Here is an 18,021-nt window from a genome sequence, read left to right on the forward strand (position 1 = left end):
ACGGGGATCGTTCGACGTCCAGTCTACAAGCAACGCCGTCGCCGGACCCGCAAAAATTCAGCAAGTCCGCCCGGCGACGAAGTGATTACCAATCCAGCGTCCCCAGCCAAGCCGACTTGGCATCGGCCGTGTCGATCTGCAGAACGGTTTGGTTCCCCCAGCCGACGCTGACCTGCGGATCCGACTGGACCGACCCGACGTGCCAAAGTGGAACCCCGGCATCGGCGAAACGTTTCTGCAATTCGTCTTCGTGACCTGGAGCCACTTCGACCAAGAATCGCGTGTTCGATTCGCTGAACAGCAGTTCGGTCGCTGACAACGCCGACGACTCAGATCCATTGCCACCGACATCATCCAATTGCAATTCGATCCCCAGGCCTCCTGACATGGCCATTTCAGTTGCCGCGACCGCCAACCCGCCTTCGCTCAAGTCGTGACAGGCCCGGATCATTCCGGACATGATCGCCTGATGCACCACGGTGAAGGTGGATTTGGACATCGCTGGGTCGACGCGGGGGACCTGGCCGCCGGACAAACCGTGAACCAGACCGAAGTGGGAACCGCCCAATTCACGGCGTGTTTGGCCGATCAAAAAGACAGCGTTACCCGCTTGCTTGGCGTCCATGGTGACGGCTTTTCGCACGTCATCGATTTGACCCATCGCGCTGATCAGCAAACTGGGCGGGATCGAAATTGTCTGCTTTTCACCCGACGCATCCACATAGCTGAATTCGTTGTTCAAGCTGTCTTTGCCACTGATGAATGGCGTGCCCAATGCAACGGCCAAATCTTGGCATGCGATGGCGGCGCGTACCAACGACCCCAGCGTTTCGGGTCGATCGGTGTAACCCCAACAAAAGTTGTCCAAGATCGCAATGCGTTCGGGGTCCGCACCAACGGCAACCGCATTTCGAATCGCTTCGTCGATCGCCGATGCGGCCATGTGATAGGTGTCGAAGTCACCGTAGTGCGGGTTCATGCCGCAACTGATGACCAGGCCACGATGCGACGTCAACAACGGGCGAAGCACTGCCGCGTCACTGGGTCCGTCACACAGCGGCCCCACGAAAGGTTTGATCACGCTGCCGCCTTGGACTTCGTGATCGTACTGACGAACGATCGCGTGTTTGCTGGCGACGTTGGGGCTTGCCAAAATGTCCAACAACGTTTGTCGATGTTGATCTGCCGACAACGCTTCGGTTTCAATATCTTGCACCGGAGCCGGATGATAGGTCGCGTCGCGGATCACCGGCGGACGACCGTCGTGCAAGAATTTCATGGCGACGTCGCCGACGGTTTCGCCGTGGTAGGTCAACGTCAATCGTCCGGTCGGTGTGAATCGCCCGATGACCGCCGCTTCGACGCCTTCGCTTTCGCATAATTCCCGCAGTTCATCCCAACTGGACTGGGGAACGGCAAAGACCATTCGTTCTTGCGCTTCGCTGATCCAGATTTCGGTATAGCTGAGACCCTCGTACTTCAGCGGCGCTTTCTCCAGCCACACTTCTGCGCCGATTTCTTCACCCATTTCGCCCACGGCGCTGCTGAAACCGCCCGCACCGCAATCGGTCACCGCGTTGTACAGTCCGCGATCACGCGCCTGAATCAGCACGTCCAAGACCATCTTTTCGGTGATCGCGTTACCGATCTGGACCGCACCGCCGGAAAGCGATTCGGATTCGCTGGTCAATTCCGCGCTGCTGAAGGTCGCCCCGTGGATGCCGTCGCGACCGGTGCGACCGCCGATCGCGACGATCAGATCATCCGCTTTGGCCTCCTTTTCTTCCATGCCGACCGGGATCATTCCGGCGTTGCCACAGAAGACCAACGGATTGCCCAAATACCGTTCGTCGAAATAAACGGCGCCGTTGACAGTCGGGATGCCCATCCGATTGCCGTAGTCGCGAACACCAGACACCACACCTTTCATCACGCGTCGGGGATGCAACACACCCGGCGGCAATGTGGTGGGATCTGTGTCCGGACTGGCAAAGCAAAACACGTCGGTGTTGCAAACCGGTTTGGCGCCCATACCGGTGCCCATCGGGTCACGGATCACACCACCGATCCCCGTGTTCGCCCCACCATAGGGTTCCAGCGCCGATGGGTGGTTGTGCGTTTCGACTTTGAAACACGCATGGTATTGATCGTCAAAGGTGACCACGCCGGCATTGTCTTTAAACACGCTGACACACCAATCGTCGTCGCCCAACGTTTTTCGGATCTGTTGCGTGGCCGCAAAGATCGTTTCTTTCAGCATGTTGTCATACTGGCGTTCATCAGCGTCGGGCGTACCGTCCGGTCCGGGGCCGCGATAATGAATGCGGCCGGCCAGTGTTTTGTGGCTGCAGTGTTCCGACCACGTTTGCGCGACAGATTCCAGTTCGATGTCGGTAGGATCACGACCGATCGATTCAAAGTGGTCGCGGATGGTCTGCATTTCGACCAACGTCAAATACAGTTGTCCTTCCTTGGACAATCGCATCAATGCATCGTCGTCCGCGTTGCGGATCGGGACGACCACCTTTTGGAACTCATAGGGCGATCCCACGTCCAACCGATCCATCTGCAGCGGACCTTGGACGACTTGTTCGATCGCATCGTTGGACAACGCGCGACGACAAATCCGGTCCAGATCATCAGCGGACAGTTCGCCCAGCCAATACTTGCGAAACGAGCGAACGGCGTCGACGGACAATCCGCGATCGGCAGCTGCCGATAGGGTCGACGCTGCAACGGGATCCATCACCCCGGGCTTGGGCAACACATGGACCAGGGTTTCTTCGGCGCCAGGTGGTTCGGCCAAATCGGGATCGCCGACGATCGCGACGACGGTCCGTTGGACCACAGCATCGGCCAGGAAAGATTGGGCCAGATCGACGGCGTGTCCTTCATCCAGGTCGCCTTGAACCAGAAAGCCGGTGGCGCAGCGGACATCCACATCGCCCAACCCTAGCTCGTGAATCTCCTCGCGCGTCCGCTGTCCTTCTCGATCCACTTCGCCGTCGGCCGGATAGATGTCAATTTGCCAGAGGGCCATGGTTCACGATTTTCCTGGATTCGCGTCTCGATCATCGGTGTTACGGGCGACCCGATCGGTGGACCGAAAATGAATGGCCCGGCCTGGAATGCAACGGTCTCTGGACCAGCGGGCCCGGTGACAAAACGAGGTCGGGACTGATCGAACCGGTCCGAATCAGCGATCAATCGCCGAAACGAACCCTAGGGATCGCCGTAGGTTTCCCCAAAGCATACGGACCGGCCGACCGGATCGAGAAGTGGGCCAGGATGAATCACTCGCCGGCGTCGGATTCGTCGGACTGCCAGCGAACCGCCTGGGCGTCGGCCAACCAGCGGCACAATTCTGCGTCGTCCCGAGTTTCAATCCACTGGTGCAACATTTTCAGTTCGTCCGCACAGCGCCGCAGCTGATCCAGCACCGCAGAACGATTTTGTTGACAGATGGCCGTCCACATTTCCGGATCGCCCGCGGCAACCCGCGTGATGTCTCGCCAACCGCTTCCGGCCAGCGGCAACGATTCCGGATCCGTCAACTTGGCGACCAAGGACGACATCAAATGGGGAACGTGGCTGATCGCGGCCAGTCGATCGTCGTGTTCCTCGGGCGTCATTTCCAGACATCGCCCGCCGGTGGCACGCCAAAACTGATCCGCCTTTTCACGCACCGCCGGGCCATTGGCCGCCGTGGGGGTCAGGATGATGACTTTGCCGTCGAACAAATCATCAGTGGCGTTTTCGACACCGGTTTTCTCGCTGCCCGCGATCGGATGAGCGGCCACAAACTTGGCGGCAGCATCCGCGTCGTCGCCGACATCGTTGACGATTCCCGCTTTAGTGCTGCCGACGTCGGTGATCAGACACTCTGCTGGCGAGTGATTCGCCGCCTGGATCACATAACCTGCCAAACGATCCACGGGCGTGGCGATAACCACGACATCACTGTCCACACAAGCATCGGCCAAGTGTTCGAAGCCCTGATCGATCACCCCCGCATCGAAAGCGCGTTCCAGTGTCGAAGGACGGCGACTGACACCACGAACGTGCGCGTTGGGATGCGTGCGACGGATCGCCTTGGCAACGCTTCCGCCCAACAAGCCGACGCCGACGATGGTCAACCGAAAGTCGTCGTCGGTCACGGCAATTGGTGCCCCATCTTGTCGCGTTTGGTTTCCATGTAACGTTGGTTGTGCTGGTTGATCGCCGGAACGATCGGCACCTGATCAACGACCCGCAGGTCGAACCCACGCAGATTGAACGCTTCGGTTTTCTTGGGGTTGTTGGTCAGCAGGCGGACTTCGTGCAGCCCCAAGTCTTTCAAAATCTGAAGACCAATACCGTAATCCCGCATGTCGGCTTTGAAGCCCAACGCGTGGTTGGCTTCGACGGTATCAAGCCCCTGGTCCTGTAGTGCGTACGCACGGATTTTTGCGGACAATCCGATGCCGCGACCTTCCTGAGGCAGATAGACCAACGCGCCGCGGCCCTCCTGACTGATCATCTTCAGCGCCATGTGCAACTGATCGCCACAGTCACAACGCAGCGATGAAATCAGATCGCCGGTGAAACAGCTGCTGTGCATCCGAACCAACGGCGGCGGCCCGGGCGCTTTCAAGTCGCCGAACACCAACGCGATCGGTTCCTGGGACTCGTATTCGACTTGGTACACCAAGATCTGAAAGTCGCCGTACTGGGTCGGCAATTGGGCACCGGCACTGCGTGTGATCAGTCGTTCACTAACGCGGCGATAGGCGATCAGTTGTTCGATGCTGATCATCACCATGTTGTGTTCGTCGGCCAATTCCCGCAGCTTCGGTCGGCTGGCACGGTCTCCGGTTTCGTCCAGGATCTCACACAACACACCAGCAGGTTCCAGCCCCGCCATTCGTGCCAAATCGACGGCCGCTTCGGTGTGTCCGGCCCGACGCAAAACGCCGCCTTGTTTGGCCAACAACGGGTAAACGTGGCCGGGCCGAACGAAATCGGTGATCGCACATTCGGGGTCCGCCAAACGTCGAATCGTCTCCGCTCGCTCCGACGCCGTGATCCCCGTCTTGGCCGTTGCGATGTCCACCGGGGTCACAAAAGCGGTCTTCAGCGGGGCGTCGTTCTGGTTGACGATCGGCACCAAATCCAATCGGCGACAAACCTCCGGCAACACCGCCACGCATAACTGTCCACGGCCGGCCAAGATAAAATTAATCGTGTCGACACTGGCCTTTTCCGCCGCACAAATGAAGTCGCCTTCGTTTTCGCGGTCTTCGGCGTCGACCACGATGATGACTTCGCCCCTGGCGATCGCTTCGATGGCTTCGGGAATGGTGTTAAGTCGCTCGGACATGAAAGTCGTGCCGGATGGTTGAGTGAAAGCATGGGGGGAGGGCGGCCGCCAACGCGTTTGTGCCGCTGGCCGCTTTCCTAGTATAGACCTGGGCGGAAACCGTCCTAAGTCCCCACCCGTGATTCCTATGGATCGACATCATGCGTTCGATACCGCATTCAACCCAAGATCCATCTTTGGCCGCCAAGCCCGCCGCCGCATTCGGGTGGATCGGTTTTAACGCTTTCGCGATCACAACGTTCTGCCTGGTGACCGGTTTCGTGATCGGCCTGATGAGCACCGCGGCCGCCGGGGCGGACACGCCGGACAATGACAACATCGCCAAGACCGAACCCGCCGTCCAAACCGGCGCGGAAGATTCGGCAGCGCCGGCCGGCGACGTCGTCCGCAGGTTCGACGTCGTGTACGACCCGGAAACGGGCAGGGCAGGTAAGTGTGACATCTACTTGCCCGGCCCCGCCATCGATCCATCACACCCGGATTCGCCCGATCCACCGCCCAAGACAAACGACCGCCCCGCCGTGGTCGTGGTTCACGGCGGCGGATGGATGTCGGGTGACAAATGGACGATGTACAGCCACTGCAACGCGTTGGCGAAACGCGGCCACGTGGTGATCAGCATCAATTACCGCTTGGCCCCCGAACACAAATTTCCGGCACAAGTCGACGACGTGCGGAAAGCCCTGTTGTGGCTGGTCGATCATGCGTCGGAATTGAACGTCGATCTGAACCGTGTCGGATTGTTCGGCTATTCCGCCGGCGGACATCTTTCGGCGCTTGTCGCCGTGGTGGCGGACGAATCACCCGAGATTCGCCAACGGTCCAGCGACTGGGCGGTCGACGACGCTCGCTGGGATCGGTTGCCAAAGATCAAAGCGGTCTGCGCGGGCGGTCCGCCTTGTGACTTTCGTGATCTGCCACCGGAAAACACTTCGCTGGCCTATTTCCTGGGTGGTTCACGACGTCAGGTTCCCGAAATCTATCGTGCCGCTTCACCGACGGCCCTGGCATCAACCGGTGATCCACCGATTCACATCATTCATGGGGGCGATGATTTTCTGGTGCCCGTCACGACCAGCCGATCCTTCGTCGCGGCGCTTCGCGACCAGGGTGTGGAGTGTCAATTGACCGAACTGCCCAAACTCGGGCACTTAATGACCTTTATGGACCAGCGGACGAAGCAAACAATGATCCGATGGTTCGAAAAAATGCTTTAACGTCTGACACGATTCGTCTGTGGATCGATGTCGGTGGTACCTTCACCGATGCGTTCGTCAGCCACCAAGGCCGACGACACAGCACCAAGGTTCTGTCCAGCGGCCTGGTGCGATACACCGCGAGGCGGATCGACGCCGAACATTGGTCGGTTGATTTGCCCGATGAACATCGCGTGTCTGGATTTTGGAATTCGGCGACCGTCCGTCGGATCGACGCTGGCGGCCAAGCGATCATGCTGGGAACCGTGTCCGAAACGGACGCGACGTCGAGTCGACTGAAATTATCGGCCGGCGAACGTGATGGGACCGAACGAGAGCCCAGCCGGGCGGACCTATCCGAATCGGTCGTACTGGAACTGGATGCCGGTTTGGAAGCACCGGCTTTGGCGGCCCACGTTCTGCTGAAAACGCCGATCGCCGCTTCGTTGCCTGAGGTGTCTGTCCGCTTGGGAACCACTCGTGGCACCAACGCGCTGTTGACGCGGACCGGTGCGCCGACCGCGTTGATCACCACCGCGGGGTTCGAAGACTTGCTGTTGATCGGTGAACAAGACCGTCCCGATTTGTTTGCCAAAGACATCATCAAACCGGCACCTCTGCCGAAATGGATGATCGGTATCAACGAACGATTGAATCATCACGGCGAAGTGATCCGGCAACCCGATCGCGATGACGTGATCACCGTGCTGCGCGACCTGAAACGTCAAGGTGCGATCTCCATTGCGATTTGTCTGATGCACGCACACGTCAACGACGAACATGAACGTCGCGTCGCACAGTGGGCCGATGAAGTGGGCTTTGAAAACATCAGTCGTTCGTCCGAAGTTGCACCATTGATCAAGCTGGTTCACCGTGCCGAAACGACTTGTTTGGACGCCTACCTGAGTCCCATTCTGGATGACTACCTGCGTCGCGTTCGTCAGCAGCTGGGCGGAAGCCGGCATTGTCGACTATTGGTGATGACCAGTGCCGGAAATTTGGTTCCGGATGTCGATTACCGTGGCCGCGATAGTGTGTTGTCGGGACCGGCCGGTGGCGTCGTCGCACTAGGCAGACTGGCCGAAGCGATGGATTGCCAAGGTGCCATCGGGTTAGACATGGGCGGCACCAGCACGGACGTCAGCCGTTTTGTGGGCAAGGTCGGACGACGCTACGAATCCGAAGTTTCGGGCACTCGGATCCTGACACCGATGATGGATATCCACACCGTTGCCGCGGGCGGCGGTTCGGTTTGTGCATCAGTGGCCGGGCGATTGACCGTCGGACCTGACAGTGCGGGCGCCGACCCTGGCCCGGCCTGTTACGGCCGTGGCGGCCCGTTGACGGTGACGGACGTCAATTTGTTGTTGGGACGTTTGCCAGCCGATCGCTTTCCATTCCCGCTGGACCGCGAAGCGGCGATGTCGCGTCTGAAAGAGATCGCCGACGAACGAAATTTGGACCCACCATCATCGTCGGACTGCGACGAACTGGCGGCCGGTTTTCTGCAAATCGCCTGCACCCATATGGCCGAAGCTGTCCGAACGGTCACGACGTCCCAAGGTATCGATCCGCGCGACATGGCTTTGGTGGGGTTCGGCGGCGCGGCCGGAGGTCACCTATGCGATGTCGCGGAACTTCTGGGCATCACCGAAGTGGTCGATCATCCAGATGCCAGCCTGTTAAGTGCACTTGGCATGGGGCTGGCCTCCACCGGTCATGTTGCCACCGCGGGTGTCTATCAAGCTGCCGATCAATGCGATGTCGATGAACTGATCAAGACTGCGGAATCTTTACAAAAACAGTGCCACCAACGGCTGGCCAACGAATTGGCGGAAAACCAAATCGATTCGCAGTCGGATCGTGGGGCGAAGATCAACGATCGGTTGCAAACTCGCTTCGAAATCGATTGTCGCTACCTAGGCACCGAATCGACCCTGACACTGGACATCAATCTGCAGGAACATGTTGATCCCAACCAGTGGGTGAAACGGTTTCACCAACGCCACGAACAAGTCTTTGGCTATCGCCGTGATCATCCCGTCCAGTGGGTGGCGGTGCGGTGCGAAGTCACCTTGGCGTCGGACTCGGACATTTTTGTCGATCCGTCCCCTGAATCATCGGTCGACCCCGCGACGGACCACGACGCTGGTTCAGCCCTGACCAGCGTTTGGATCAATGGACGTTGGCAAGACGTCCGCGTCTGGGAACGGCAAGCTCTGACGACGGGGCAATCCATCGACGCACCCGCCATGATCATCAGCGACCATTCCACGTTGCTGTTGTCGCCCGGTTGGAACGCCAAGGTGGATCGGGGCGGGACGATTCGAATGAAGCGTTTGGCCGATGGGTCCCTAGGGCCAAGCGGCTCCGGTGATGCCAAGGCCGAATCCGAAACGGTGGACGATGTGACCGTCGAAGTCGTCGCGCGTCGTCTGCAAGGGATCGCCGATTCGATGGGCGAAGTGCTGCGTCGCACCGCGATCAGCGTCAACGTTCGCGAACGTAAAGATTACAGTTGCGCTGTGTTTCGATACGATGGTGCACTGATTGCCAACGCACCGCATGTTCCCGTCCACTTGGGAGCGATGGGACACACCGTCCGCCATCTGATGCATGTCTATCCCGACATGCACGACGGCGATTGTTACATCAGCAATCATCCCTTTGCGGGCGGTTCACACCTTCCCGATGTGACCGTCGTCACCCCGGTGTTTTGCCGAACAGGCGATCGCTCGGGTGCGCCAGACTTTTTCGTCGCCTCGCGTGCCCATCATGCCGAAATCGGTGGCATCACTCCCGGATCAATGCCACCGGATGCGACCTGTTTGGCACAGGAAGGCGTTTTGATTCGCGACTTTCCGCTGTGCCGAAACGGCCATGAAAACACGGATGCACTGATGCGGTTGTTGACCGGGGGCGATTACCCTTCGCGATGTCCCGATCAGAACCTGGCTGATATTCAAGCACAACGCGCCGCAGGTACCGATGGCGTTTATGCTCTGCGTGAATTGACCCGTCGCTATGACGTCGCTGCTATCACCCGCGTGATGGATCGCTTGATTGACTTGGCGGGTAATTCTTTGGACACCTGGCTGACGACGTTGCCCGACGAACCACGTCATTACCAAGACCAATTGGACGATGGGACCGTAATCGCGGTTCAGATCGGCAAGTCAAACCAAGGCGATCGTCCCAAACTGAAGATCGACTTCACTGGCACATCCGCCGTTCACCTAAACGGCTTTAACGCGACACCGGCAATCGTCACCGCCGCTGTTTTGTACGTCCTTAAAGTTGCCGGTGGCGATCACTTGCCATTGTGCGATGGGCTTCTACGCGATGTTCAACTCGTCATTCCGGTCGGGCTATTGAATCCGCCCGCCGACGACGATCCACGTCGTTGCGCCGCGGTTGTCGCCGGAAACGTTGAAACCAGTCAACGTGTTGTGGACGTGCTGATGGGTTGCCTGGACCTTGCCGCGGCATCCCAGGGAACAATGAATAATCTTTTGATCGGTGATGACACGTTTGGGTACTACGAAACGATTGGGGGCGGTGCCGGGGCAACCAGTCAACGTCCGGGATGTGACGGCGTTCACACGCATATGACCAACACGCGGATCACCGATCCGGAGATTTTTGAAAGTCGGTTGCCGTGTTCGTTAATCCGGTTCGCGATCCGGCGAAACAGCGGTGGCAGCGGTCGACACCGCGGCGGCGATGGATTGATTCGCGAAATCGAATTTCACAAGGACTTGACGGTTTCATGGATCACCGGGCGGCGAACCACGTCACCTTATGGGGTCCATGGCGGTTGCGACGGTGCAACAGGTATCAACCAATGGGTTCACGATGGAGAAATCGTCACCCTACGCTCGGCCGATACAATCGAGGTCTGTGCCGGTGATCGATTTAGAATTCTGTCGCCCGGCGGCGGCGGTTGGGGCCCACCGCCGACGGCGGACGATCCCGAATCGTGAAACGCCGTTTGATCCATGTCCGTTAAAGATTTCACGCTGCGGTGCATCCACATGACGCCTTTGAATCGCCCGCGAACCCTCCGCGTCGCACTGATGTTCGCCATCGCCGGATCATTCCTGTCCGGGCCGTCCAATGCGACACGCCCCGACTTGTACGATCGCGCCGGGCGTCGATTGAACTTGCCGGATACGCCCGATAACTACAGCAATCCGGATTGGCCGGATCATTTCGCTCGATCGGCTGACAGGCTGGACAACACACCCGATGACAACCCGATCACCGACCACGGGGCGACGCTGGGTCGAGTCCTTTTTTATGACCCGACCCTTTCATCCAGTGGAAACACTTCTTGTGCCAGTTGCCATCAGCAGAAATTGGCGTTCACCGACGACGAAAGGTTAAGCATCGGCCATCGGGGTGAAACCGTCGCACGAAATTCGATGAGCCTGATCAATGTACGCTTCTATCAGCGGGGCCGATTCTTTTGGGACGAACGGGCCCGGACGTTGGAAGACCAAGTCTTGATGCCGATCATCGACCCGATCGAAATGGGCCATCAGTTACCCGCGCTGACCAGCCAGTTACAAAACGACCCCATTTATCCGTCTCTGTTTGAAAAGGCCTTCGGGGATCGCGAGATCAACCAAGACCGAATCGCCAAGGCTTTATCCCAGTTTGTTCGATCGATCGTTTCGTACCGCGCTAAGTACGACATCGGACGCGCCGCGGTTGATGATATCTCCCAGCCGTTTCCAAATTTTACACCGGAGGAGAACCGGGGAAAGCAAGTTTTCCTGGGCCAGGGGCGATGTGCAAACTGTCACTTCAGCAATGGTGTCCCCACGCGATTGGCCGACGGCCGCCGCCCGGTTCGACAAGACGCTTTCTTTCACATGCTGCGTCCGGTGGCCAACGGTATCGATATCGATGGCCCCGACGTGGATCAGGGTGTGGGCGGGTTTAACGGCGTCGATCTGGACATGGGTCGATTCAAGTCACCTTCGCTGCGAAACATCGAAGTCACCGCACCCTACATGCACGACGGACGATTTGAAACGCTGTATGAAGTCGTGGAACATTACAACTGGTCAGTCAAACCACATCCCAATCTGGGCGGATCGCTTCGCGTTGCTTCCACCGATGGCTTGGCAATCCGTGAAACGGACAAAGACGCCTTGATCGCTTTCCTAAAAACGCTGACCGATCACGCGTTGTTGTCAGACCCTAAATATTCCGATCCGTTTGTCGACGCGCGGTGACAACTATCTTGGATCGATTCAGTCCACACCAAACAGGTGCTGTAAAAAGATGGCCGCGGCCGCCGCGACGTTCAGGCTGTCGACACCCGGCGCCATCGGGATACGTAAACATCGGTCGGCGATTCGTTGGGTCTGTTCGGCAACACCCTCTGCTTCGTTTCCCAACACTAACACTTGTGGTCGTCGGTCGGGCACTTGGTAGCCTCGGATGCTGTCGGCGGTGTTTTCCAGCGAGGTCGCCAAAATCGTCACGTCAAGTTTTTTTCTAAGCCGATCCAAATCTTCGGCTAAAGCTGCAGTGTGAAAGAACTGCTGGGCAAAGACCGCCCCCATCGATACACGAGTCACTCGTCGTCGCAGTGGGTCGATGGTCCCACCGCCGATCCACACATCTTGAACGCCGAATGCGGCGCAGCTTCGCAGGATCATCCCCACGTTTTCGGCGGTATGGATCTGATCCAAGACGACCAAGCCACGCCCGCGGATGCGATCAAAATCACCGGCGTTTGGGATCGCCGGCCGTGTTCCACAGGCGATGACACCGCGATGGAATTCGAAACCCATCAACTGGTCCATGACCGGTTTATCCATCTGATAAACGGGACAACGTCCACCAGCGGCTTGGACAAACTCTGGTGCGAGGTCTTCGCGAGCCAAAACCGCGACCGGGTTTACATCGCTATCCAACATTCGATGGGTGACCCAGCGGCCTTCGCAAACGAACACCCCATCGTGGTGCAACCGTCGGTCAGAACCCGAACGCGGTAGATTCGCAAACACCGCGACACGCGGGTCTTGCCAGTCGTTGACGCGAATGGGGGCGTGTGACGGATCAGTCGATTCGGACATGATCGATCACGCCGATGACGATTTGCCGGGCGCTTGGATGCGAAACCGCAGGTCGGTCACATTGGCCGCCGGCATTTCCTTTTGAATCTTTCGCAACATCCGACGCTTTTGAAAATTCAGTTCCTGCAACGTGACTGAATCGGTGGCATAGAGAAACAGCACGCCCGCCTTTTGTTGCCCGACTTCGATACTGTCAGCCAACGGCGGACCGGCGGCTTGTCGAACAATGTTCTGTATTTGTTCGGAAGCCGCGATTTGGGCATAACCGCGACGTGCCATCAATTGATTGATGATGGAGCCGACCTTTCGCAGCCGCGGTTTGTCTTCGTTCATCGGTCGCGTGCCATGGGCATGATCACGTAACCGTAGCCGTCGTCGGTCGACAGCAGGGCAGGGGCATTGCCCGATTCGATTTCGAAGATGAATGCCGTTTCCGAATCCAACACTTTGCAAAAATCGGCGACGTAGCGATGGTCCATCGTCAGGGTGATCGGTTCCCCGTCGTACGCGATCGGCAATTCGACCTGCGATTCACCGATATCGGCGGTGCTGGCTTCCAGCTTCAGCGTTCCGTCGGCAAACGTGAAATCGATCCCGCGACTTTCGTGATCGGTGACGATGGCCGCTTGTCGCAATGCCGCAAACAACGGTCCGATGGTCATGTCCAACTGGATGGCGTTTTCGCGAGTCGGAAAAACTTGACGCCAATTCGGATAACGCCCTTCGACCAAACGGCTGTAGATCACCGCCGTGCTGGTTCGCAACAGCAAGTCGTTTGGTCGGGCGGCGATGTCGACGGTTTCTTCTTTGTCGTTCAGCGCCCGTTCGATCAGCTGGATGGCTCGTGTCGGAACGATCGTGCTCATCCCACTGGTTTCGTGCCCACCCTGGGATTCCCCTTTGCCTTCCATTCGGGCCAGACGGCGTCCGTCGGTGCCGACGGCGATCACACGATTGGCGTCCAATTCCAACAGCACGCCGCCCAGGGCATAACGGCTGCTTTCCGAATCGGTGGCGAAAACGGTTCGGCGAACCATTTCGCGAAACAGCCGCGTGGGCACGACGTGGTACTTGTCTTCGTCGAAGCCGTCGACGACCGGGAATTCATCGGGGTTGCCGCCGGGCAGCTTGAACTTGCTGCGTCCACCGGTCACGCGGATGCCGCCTTCGTCGGTTTCGATCGTCAGTGTTTCGTCGTTGCTTTCCCGCAGAATCGCTCCGGTCCGCTGGACGGGCAGCAAAGCCGCGCCTTCGACTTCGATTTCCACGCCCTCGGTGACTTCCAAACGGATCCCCACCTCCATGTCGGTCGCTGCCAGCGTCAACTTGCCACCGGCCGCGGTCACCTTGACGTTCTGCAGGATTTCCTTGGGCGATCGTGCGGGAGCGATGCTGGCCGCCAAGGAAAAGGCGGCGGTCAGGGTGTCACGCTGGCAAGAAATTTTCATCGAGGGCTGACAAGTCGCAGAAGGACGGAGGGGAAATGACAGGGGACGATCACACCGGCCCGAAGCAAGGGTGCACGGATCGGACAGACCACGTTCGCGAAAGTGTGAATCCGTCCGGCCATGCTTTTGTACCCGACCTGACCGAGGATGGTACCCGCAGGATGAAGACGGCTGTAGGCATCGATAGTGTTCCCCCAGAGGATTGAATCCAGGGATTTATATTTTTATTGACCGTCGTCATCGGAATGCGCACGCGAATGATGTTGATCTTGCCAGAATCGTCAAGCCAAACACCGTTGTCGCAACCACTTACGTGAATCAACCCGCTGTGGAAAACGCGATTGAAATCGGTGCGTTCTTTGTCGCCCGATGTGACAGTTTCCGACACTCGGAAACATCGCATCGAAAACGTTGACAGTGCGATCGGGAAAACGGACACCGAGACGCGACCGAGTCTGACCAAGTTTTCCACGATGATCTTTTTCGGGATTCTTTCCGGACGATCGTTTGAATCCTTTCATCTTGTCACCGAAGGCGAGCCTATCCATGCGGAAAACCAGCGTGCAGACATATCCTCCGTAGAGATTTCTTTTCCAGAATCCGCCGGGAAAAAGACGAAGCAACCGTCGTCAAGCCGAACGACGGCGGATTGGGCTCAGGCGCCCAGCTTTTCGGTGACTTCAGCCGCGGCACGGCGCAAATCGGCGTCGCTGACCAATGAAGCTTCCGTCTTACGGATCGCGTGAAGTACCGTCGAATGGTCGCGCCCGCCAAAGGATTCGCCGATCTGATGCAGACTGTGGGTGGTCAATTGTCGCGCCAGTGTCATCGCCAGGGATCGTGCTCGAACGATCTTTTGTTGGCGTGAACTGCTGCGCAAATCAGCCGATCGCAAGCGAAAATGCCGGGCCACCGATTTGGTGATCGCGTTGATCGAAAGTTCCGAATCGCGTTGCAGCGAATCCAGAGCGAATTGGATGCCTTCCATGTCGGGGGCGCGGTCGTTCATCCGGCACCACAGGTTCAGCTGTTTGACACAGCCTTCCAAATCGCGTGGTGTCAGCCCGTCGGGAAGACCCGCCGACAACAAATGCACCATGTCGGGCGGGACGTCCAGGTCGTGCAGCAGGCAATATTCGCCCAACAGAACCCGACGAGCTTCATCACCCGGGCAGGCGATGTTCAGCGTCAGCCCGCCCATCGAACGACTGACCAATCGAGGACGCAATCCGCGGGTGTCCGACGGGAATCGCCGACAAACCAAGATGGTCAGCTTGCCGGATTCGGCGCGTCGATCAATTCGGTTGGCCAATTCCTCCTGAGCCGCCGACTTGTCCGCAATCAGGTGCAAGTCATCCAGCACCAGGATTTCAACCTCGTCCAATTCGCTTTGCAGCGGTGGAAGGTCATCCGAATTGATCGCATCGGCGTACTGACGGGCAAAATCCACCGCCGGCAAGTAATGCACCACCGCGGGCTGACCGTCGTCCGGATTCTGGACGGCATGTCGGGCCGCCAAGTGCAGGGCGAAGGCCGATTTGCCGATGCCCGATGGTCCGGTAATCAACAGTGGGCTGGCCAATGACAACAATCCGCCTTGCGGACCGGCCAGATGGCACAGCAATTGATTCTCGGGGCCTAAAACGCAATAGGGCAGCGATTTAGCGGTGGTTGCATCGTTCCCGCCGCGACGGGGGCGTAGGTGTCGCCGGACTTTTAAACGCGGGCGTTCCAGCGGAAACGACACGACACGACGCGACCGGGAATCCGCAGATCCCAGCGATGACGCGGTGGGCATTGATTCGGGTTGGGCCGACGTTTGCACAGCGGGAAAGACCGAAAGAGGCGAAAGTCACCGTCTTGACTGCTGTGTTTTATGTGCAAAGGTCGAGAAAATCGAGCCCAAAAATCAAAGTTTTCCACAGCCTAAATACTGCGTAAACGCTGATAGGCACTAGAGATAAGTTCGGCGGCAAGATCCACATCTTTTTCTGTGGAAAACCTGGACACCCCGAAACGCAACGCGGAATCCACCAGCGATCGATCCAATCCCATGGCCATCAGCACGTAACTGGGCTGGCTGCTGCCGCTGCTGCAAGCGGACCCTGAACTGCAGGCAACCCCCATCATGTCCAGCGCCATCAACAGTGATTGGCGATCAACGCCCGGAAAAGCAAGGCACGTGGTGGTGGGCAGCCGGGGGGAATCGCCGCCGATGACTGCCGCACCGGTACGACGGCAAATTTCTGATTCCAAACGGTCGCGGATTGCCGCCACGGTGCCGGACATCTTTTCCAGCGATGCCAAACTGTTTTCCAGGGCCTTGGCCATCCCGGCCGCCAAGGCGACCGGCTCGGTTCCCGGACGGCTGGCCAATTGTTGTTCGCCGCCCTGCATCAATGCATCGACGCGGACGCCCGCGTCCAGCCACAGGCCGCCGATTCCCGGAGGCCCGTGAAATTTGTGGGCCGAAAGGGTCACGGCCGCTGCGCCGCTGGAATGCACCGAGAAGGGGACTTTGCCAATCGATTGGGTCGCGTCGACGTGCAGCGGAACGTTCTTCCAGCGACAAATCTTCGCGACTTCATCGATCGGCTGCTGAACCCCGGTTTCGTTATTCGCCGACATTACGCTGACCAGACCCGCCAAATCATCGCCTTCACCGATCAGGTCGGCCAGCCGATCGGTACGGACGACGCCATCGGAATCAACGGGCAAGTACCGGACGGCTCGACCGGCGTCTTGCATCTTTTGGGCCGTCGACAAAACGCTGGGGTGTTCGATACAGCTGACCACCAGCGGTCGATCCGGATCACCGATGCCCCGCAGCGCGGTATTGTTCGATTCGGTACCGCCACTGGTGATGACCAACCGAGGACCACCGGGTCGGGTCAGATCACTGCCCAACAGTCGACCGACCTGTTCGATCGCATCGTCCAACACACCGCGGGCGCGCTGGCCTTCGGCGTGTTGACTTGATGCATTGGCCGGCCCTTGCATCAAAACGTCATGAACCACTTTGGCGGCGTCCGGATCGGTCACCGTCGTCGCATTGTTATCCAGATAAATCACGTTGCATCACTTCGGCCCCGGAGGTGCCAAACACATTGATCGGTGGTCACGGGTTTACTACGGATCGCAGACGGAATTCAGGATCATCCGCTAATGCTTCCCGTAACAGTTCATCGGCCAGAGCGGGGTTGTTCGCTGCTTTGGCGTCTTGAATCAAACCATCGTACTGACCAGCGACATAGCGTCGAATCGTTTGATTCAGTGCATCACCCCGTGCTGACGTCGTGTTCGTGTGACGCTGGGCGATCTCGAAAACCCCGGGCATCAGGATATACAACTCGCGTCGGGCCAACCGTTGAATTTCGGGCCACAGCTGTTTGGCGGCTTCGGGGTGATTGGTCGACCAAGTCTTCCAATAGGGTTTCCCGTTTCGATCAAGATCCATTTGATCGACCAGCAAGGCGGCATCGGCGCTGGAGGAACCACGGACGAAACGATTCAATCGGATCAAGTGCCAAGTGGAAGCGTCTTGCTCGCCATCGACGGGTGGTTGCGATGCGGGTGACGCCTGGATCAGTCCGTTTTGTCGCAGGTACGTCGCCAAGGCGTCCGAACGCACCTTGCGACGAATCGGCGTGATCTGCCATTGCAGGAACGGGATTTCATAAAACTGAAAGCTGCGTTGGCGAAAGGTGTCGGGTGAAAGTTCTTCGCCTTCGACGTATCCCAGCAACCGGATCCCGAAAAACAAGCCGCCCGCCGTCAGAATGATCGTCAAAGCAATGATCCAGCCACGGGTACGGGCCGCCGACCAACGACGCCGCGGACGGCGATTGGTCGGGCGTTCGGTTCCGCTTGGCGTTTCGCTCGTGTGGCTTACCGTGCTCATTTTTCATAAGTTGCTGGGATGAAAC

Annotated in this window: 12 protein-coding genes; 3 read left to right on the forward strand and 9 right to left on the reverse strand. The window is 58.4% G+C overall.

Features of this window, described 5'->3' with window-relative positions:
• Positions 1 to 85 precede the first annotated feature (85 nt).
• The 3 genes from purL to ribA form a co-directional block, all read right to left on the reverse strand.
• The gene (gene purL / locus HFP54_RS20535) at positions 86 to 3,040 is read right to left on the reverse strand and encodes a phosphoribosylformylglycinamidine synthase subunit PurL (RefSeq protein ID WP_168566599.1); all 2,955 of its coding nucleotides are present in this window, start codon (positions 3,038 to 3,040) and stop codon (positions 86 to 88) included.
• A gap of 253 nt (positions 3,041 to 3,293) precedes the next feature.
• Positions 3,294 to 4,157 (reverse strand): prephenate dehydrogenase, encoded by an 864-nt coding sequence (locus tag HFP54_RS20540; RefSeq protein ID WP_168566600.1) that lies wholly within the window; start codon positions 4,155 to 4,157, stop codon positions 3,294 to 3,296.
• Entirely contained in the window at positions 4,154 to 5,359 is a 1,206-nt protein-coding gene (gene ribA, locus HFP54_RS20545; protein WP_145292499.1) for a GTP cyclohydrolase II, read from the reverse strand. Before ribA ends, HFP54_RS20540 begins: the two co-directional genes overlap by 4 nt.
• 140 nt (positions 5,360 to 5,499) lie before the next feature.
• On the opposite strand from ribA, the gene HFP54_RS20550 reads away from it, so the two are divergent.
• Genes HFP54_RS20550 through HFP54_RS20560 form a run of 3 tightly spaced genes read left to right on the forward strand, consistent with a single transcriptional unit; the run spans position 5,500 to position 11,798 of the window.
• Positions 5,500 to 6,576 carry an alpha/beta hydrolase gene (locus HFP54_RS20550; RefSeq protein ID WP_235952110.1) on the forward strand — a complete coding sequence of 359 codons (1,077 nt, stop codon included), beginning with the start codon at positions 5,500 to 5,502 and terminating at the stop codon, positions 6,574 to 6,576.
• The gene (locus tag HFP54_RS20555) at positions 6,555 to 10,538 is read left to right on the forward strand and encodes a hydantoinase B/oxoprolinase family protein (protein WP_168566601.1); all 3,984 of its coding nucleotides are present in this window, start codon (positions 6,555 to 6,557) and stop codon (positions 10,536 to 10,538) included. Before HFP54_RS20550 ends, HFP54_RS20555 begins: the two co-directional genes overlap by 22 nt.
• A 15-nt stretch (positions 10,539 to 10,553) precedes the next feature.
• Complete coding sequence (locus HFP54_RS20560) at positions 10,554 to 11,798, forward strand: cytochrome-c peroxidase (protein ID WP_235952112.1); 1,245 nt, start codon at positions 10,554 to 10,556, stop codon at positions 11,796 to 11,798.
• An 18-nt stretch (positions 11,799 to 11,816) separates the two neighbouring features.
• Here the strand turns inward: HFP54_RS20560 and HFP54_RS20565 are convergent, their stop codons facing one another.
• The 6 genes from HFP54_RS20565 to HFP54_RS20590 all read right to left on the reverse strand — a co-directional run bounded on the left by HFP54_RS20565 (position 11,817) and on the right by HFP54_RS20590 (position 17,996).
• Positions 11,817 to 12,647, reverse strand: coding sequence for a TrmH family RNA methyltransferase (locus HFP54_RS20565; RefSeq protein ID WP_146416401.1), 831 nt, complete (start codon positions 12,645 to 12,647; stop codon positions 11,817 to 11,819).
• Between the two features lie 6 nt (positions 12,648 to 12,653).
• A complete protein-coding gene (locus tag HFP54_RS20570) occupies positions 12,654 to 12,980 on the reverse strand; it encodes a DciA family protein (RefSeq protein WP_146416402.1) in 327 nt (108 codons plus the stop codon).
• Positions 12,977 to 14,095, reverse strand: a complete 1,119-nt coding sequence (gene dnaN, locus HFP54_RS20575) for a DNA polymerase III subunit beta (RefSeq protein ID WP_146416403.1) — start codon at positions 14,093 to 14,095, stop codon at positions 12,977 to 12,979. The genes HFP54_RS20570 and dnaN overlap by 4 nt, the downstream gene beginning before the upstream one ends.
• Positions 14,096 to 14,750: 655 nt before the next feature.
• The gene (locus tag HFP54_RS20580; protein ID WP_168566602.1) at positions 14,751 to 15,893 is read right to left on the reverse strand and encodes a helix-turn-helix domain-containing protein; all 1,143 of its coding nucleotides are present in this window, start codon (positions 15,891 to 15,893) and stop codon (positions 14,751 to 14,753) included.
• A gap of 128 nt (positions 15,894 to 16,021) precedes the next feature.
• On the reverse strand, positions 16,022 to 17,167 hold the full coding sequence (locus tag HFP54_RS20585) for a cysteine desulfurase family protein (protein ID WP_168566603.1): 1,146 nt from the start codon (positions 17,165 to 17,167) through the stop codon (positions 16,022 to 16,024).
• A 46-nt stretch (positions 17,168 to 17,213) separates the two neighbouring features.
• On the reverse strand, positions 17,214 to 17,996 hold the full coding sequence (locus HFP54_RS20590; RefSeq protein ID WP_168566604.1) for a hypothetical protein: 783 nt from the start codon (positions 17,994 to 17,996) through the stop codon (positions 17,214 to 17,216).
• Positions 17,997 to 18,021 lie beyond the last annotated feature (25 nt).

Origin of the sequence: Crateriforma spongiae, assembly GCF_012290005.1 — a bacterium.
GTDB lineage: Bacteria > Planctomycetota > Planctomycetia > Pirellulales > Pirellulaceae > Crateriforma > Crateriforma spongiae.

Coding starts and splice junctions, on each gene's coding strand:
- HFP54_RS20560 (WP_235952112.1), top strand. CDS start 10,554: ATGTCCGTTAAAGATTTCACGCTGCGGTGCATCCACATGACGCCTTTG.
- HFP54_RS20565 (WP_146416401.1), bottom strand. CDS start 12,647: ATGTCCGAATCGACTGATCCGTCACACGCCCCCATTCGCGTCAACGAC.
- purL (WP_168566599.1), bottom strand. CDS start 3,040: ATGGCCCTCTGGCAAATTGACATCTATCCGGCCGACGGCGAAGTGGAT.
- HFP54_RS20580 (WP_168566602.1), bottom strand. CDS start 15,893: ATGCCCACCGCGTCATCGCTGGGATCTGCGGATTCCCGGTCGCGTCGT.
- dnaN (WP_146416403.1), bottom strand. CDS start 14,095: ATGAAAATTTCTTGCCAGCGTGACACCCTGACCGCCGCCTTTTCCTTG.
- HFP54_RS20570 (WP_146416402.1), bottom strand. CDS start 12,980: ATGAACGAAGACAAACCGCGGCTGCGAAAGGTCGGCTCCATCATCAAT.
- HFP54_RS20550 (WP_235952110.1), top strand. CDS start 5,500: ATGCGTTCGATACCGCATTCAACCCAAGATCCATCTTTGGCCGCCAAG.
- HFP54_RS20590 (WP_168566604.1), bottom strand. CDS start 17,996: ATGAGCACGGTAAGCCACACGAGCGAAACGCCAAGCGGAACCGAACGC.
- ribA (WP_145292499.1), bottom strand. CDS start 5,359: ATGTCCGAGCGACTTAACACCATTCCCGAAGCCATCGAAGCGATCGCC.
- HFP54_RS20555 (WP_168566601.1), top strand. CDS start 6,555: ATGGTTCGAAAAAATGCTTTAACGTCTGACACGATTCGTCTGTGGATC.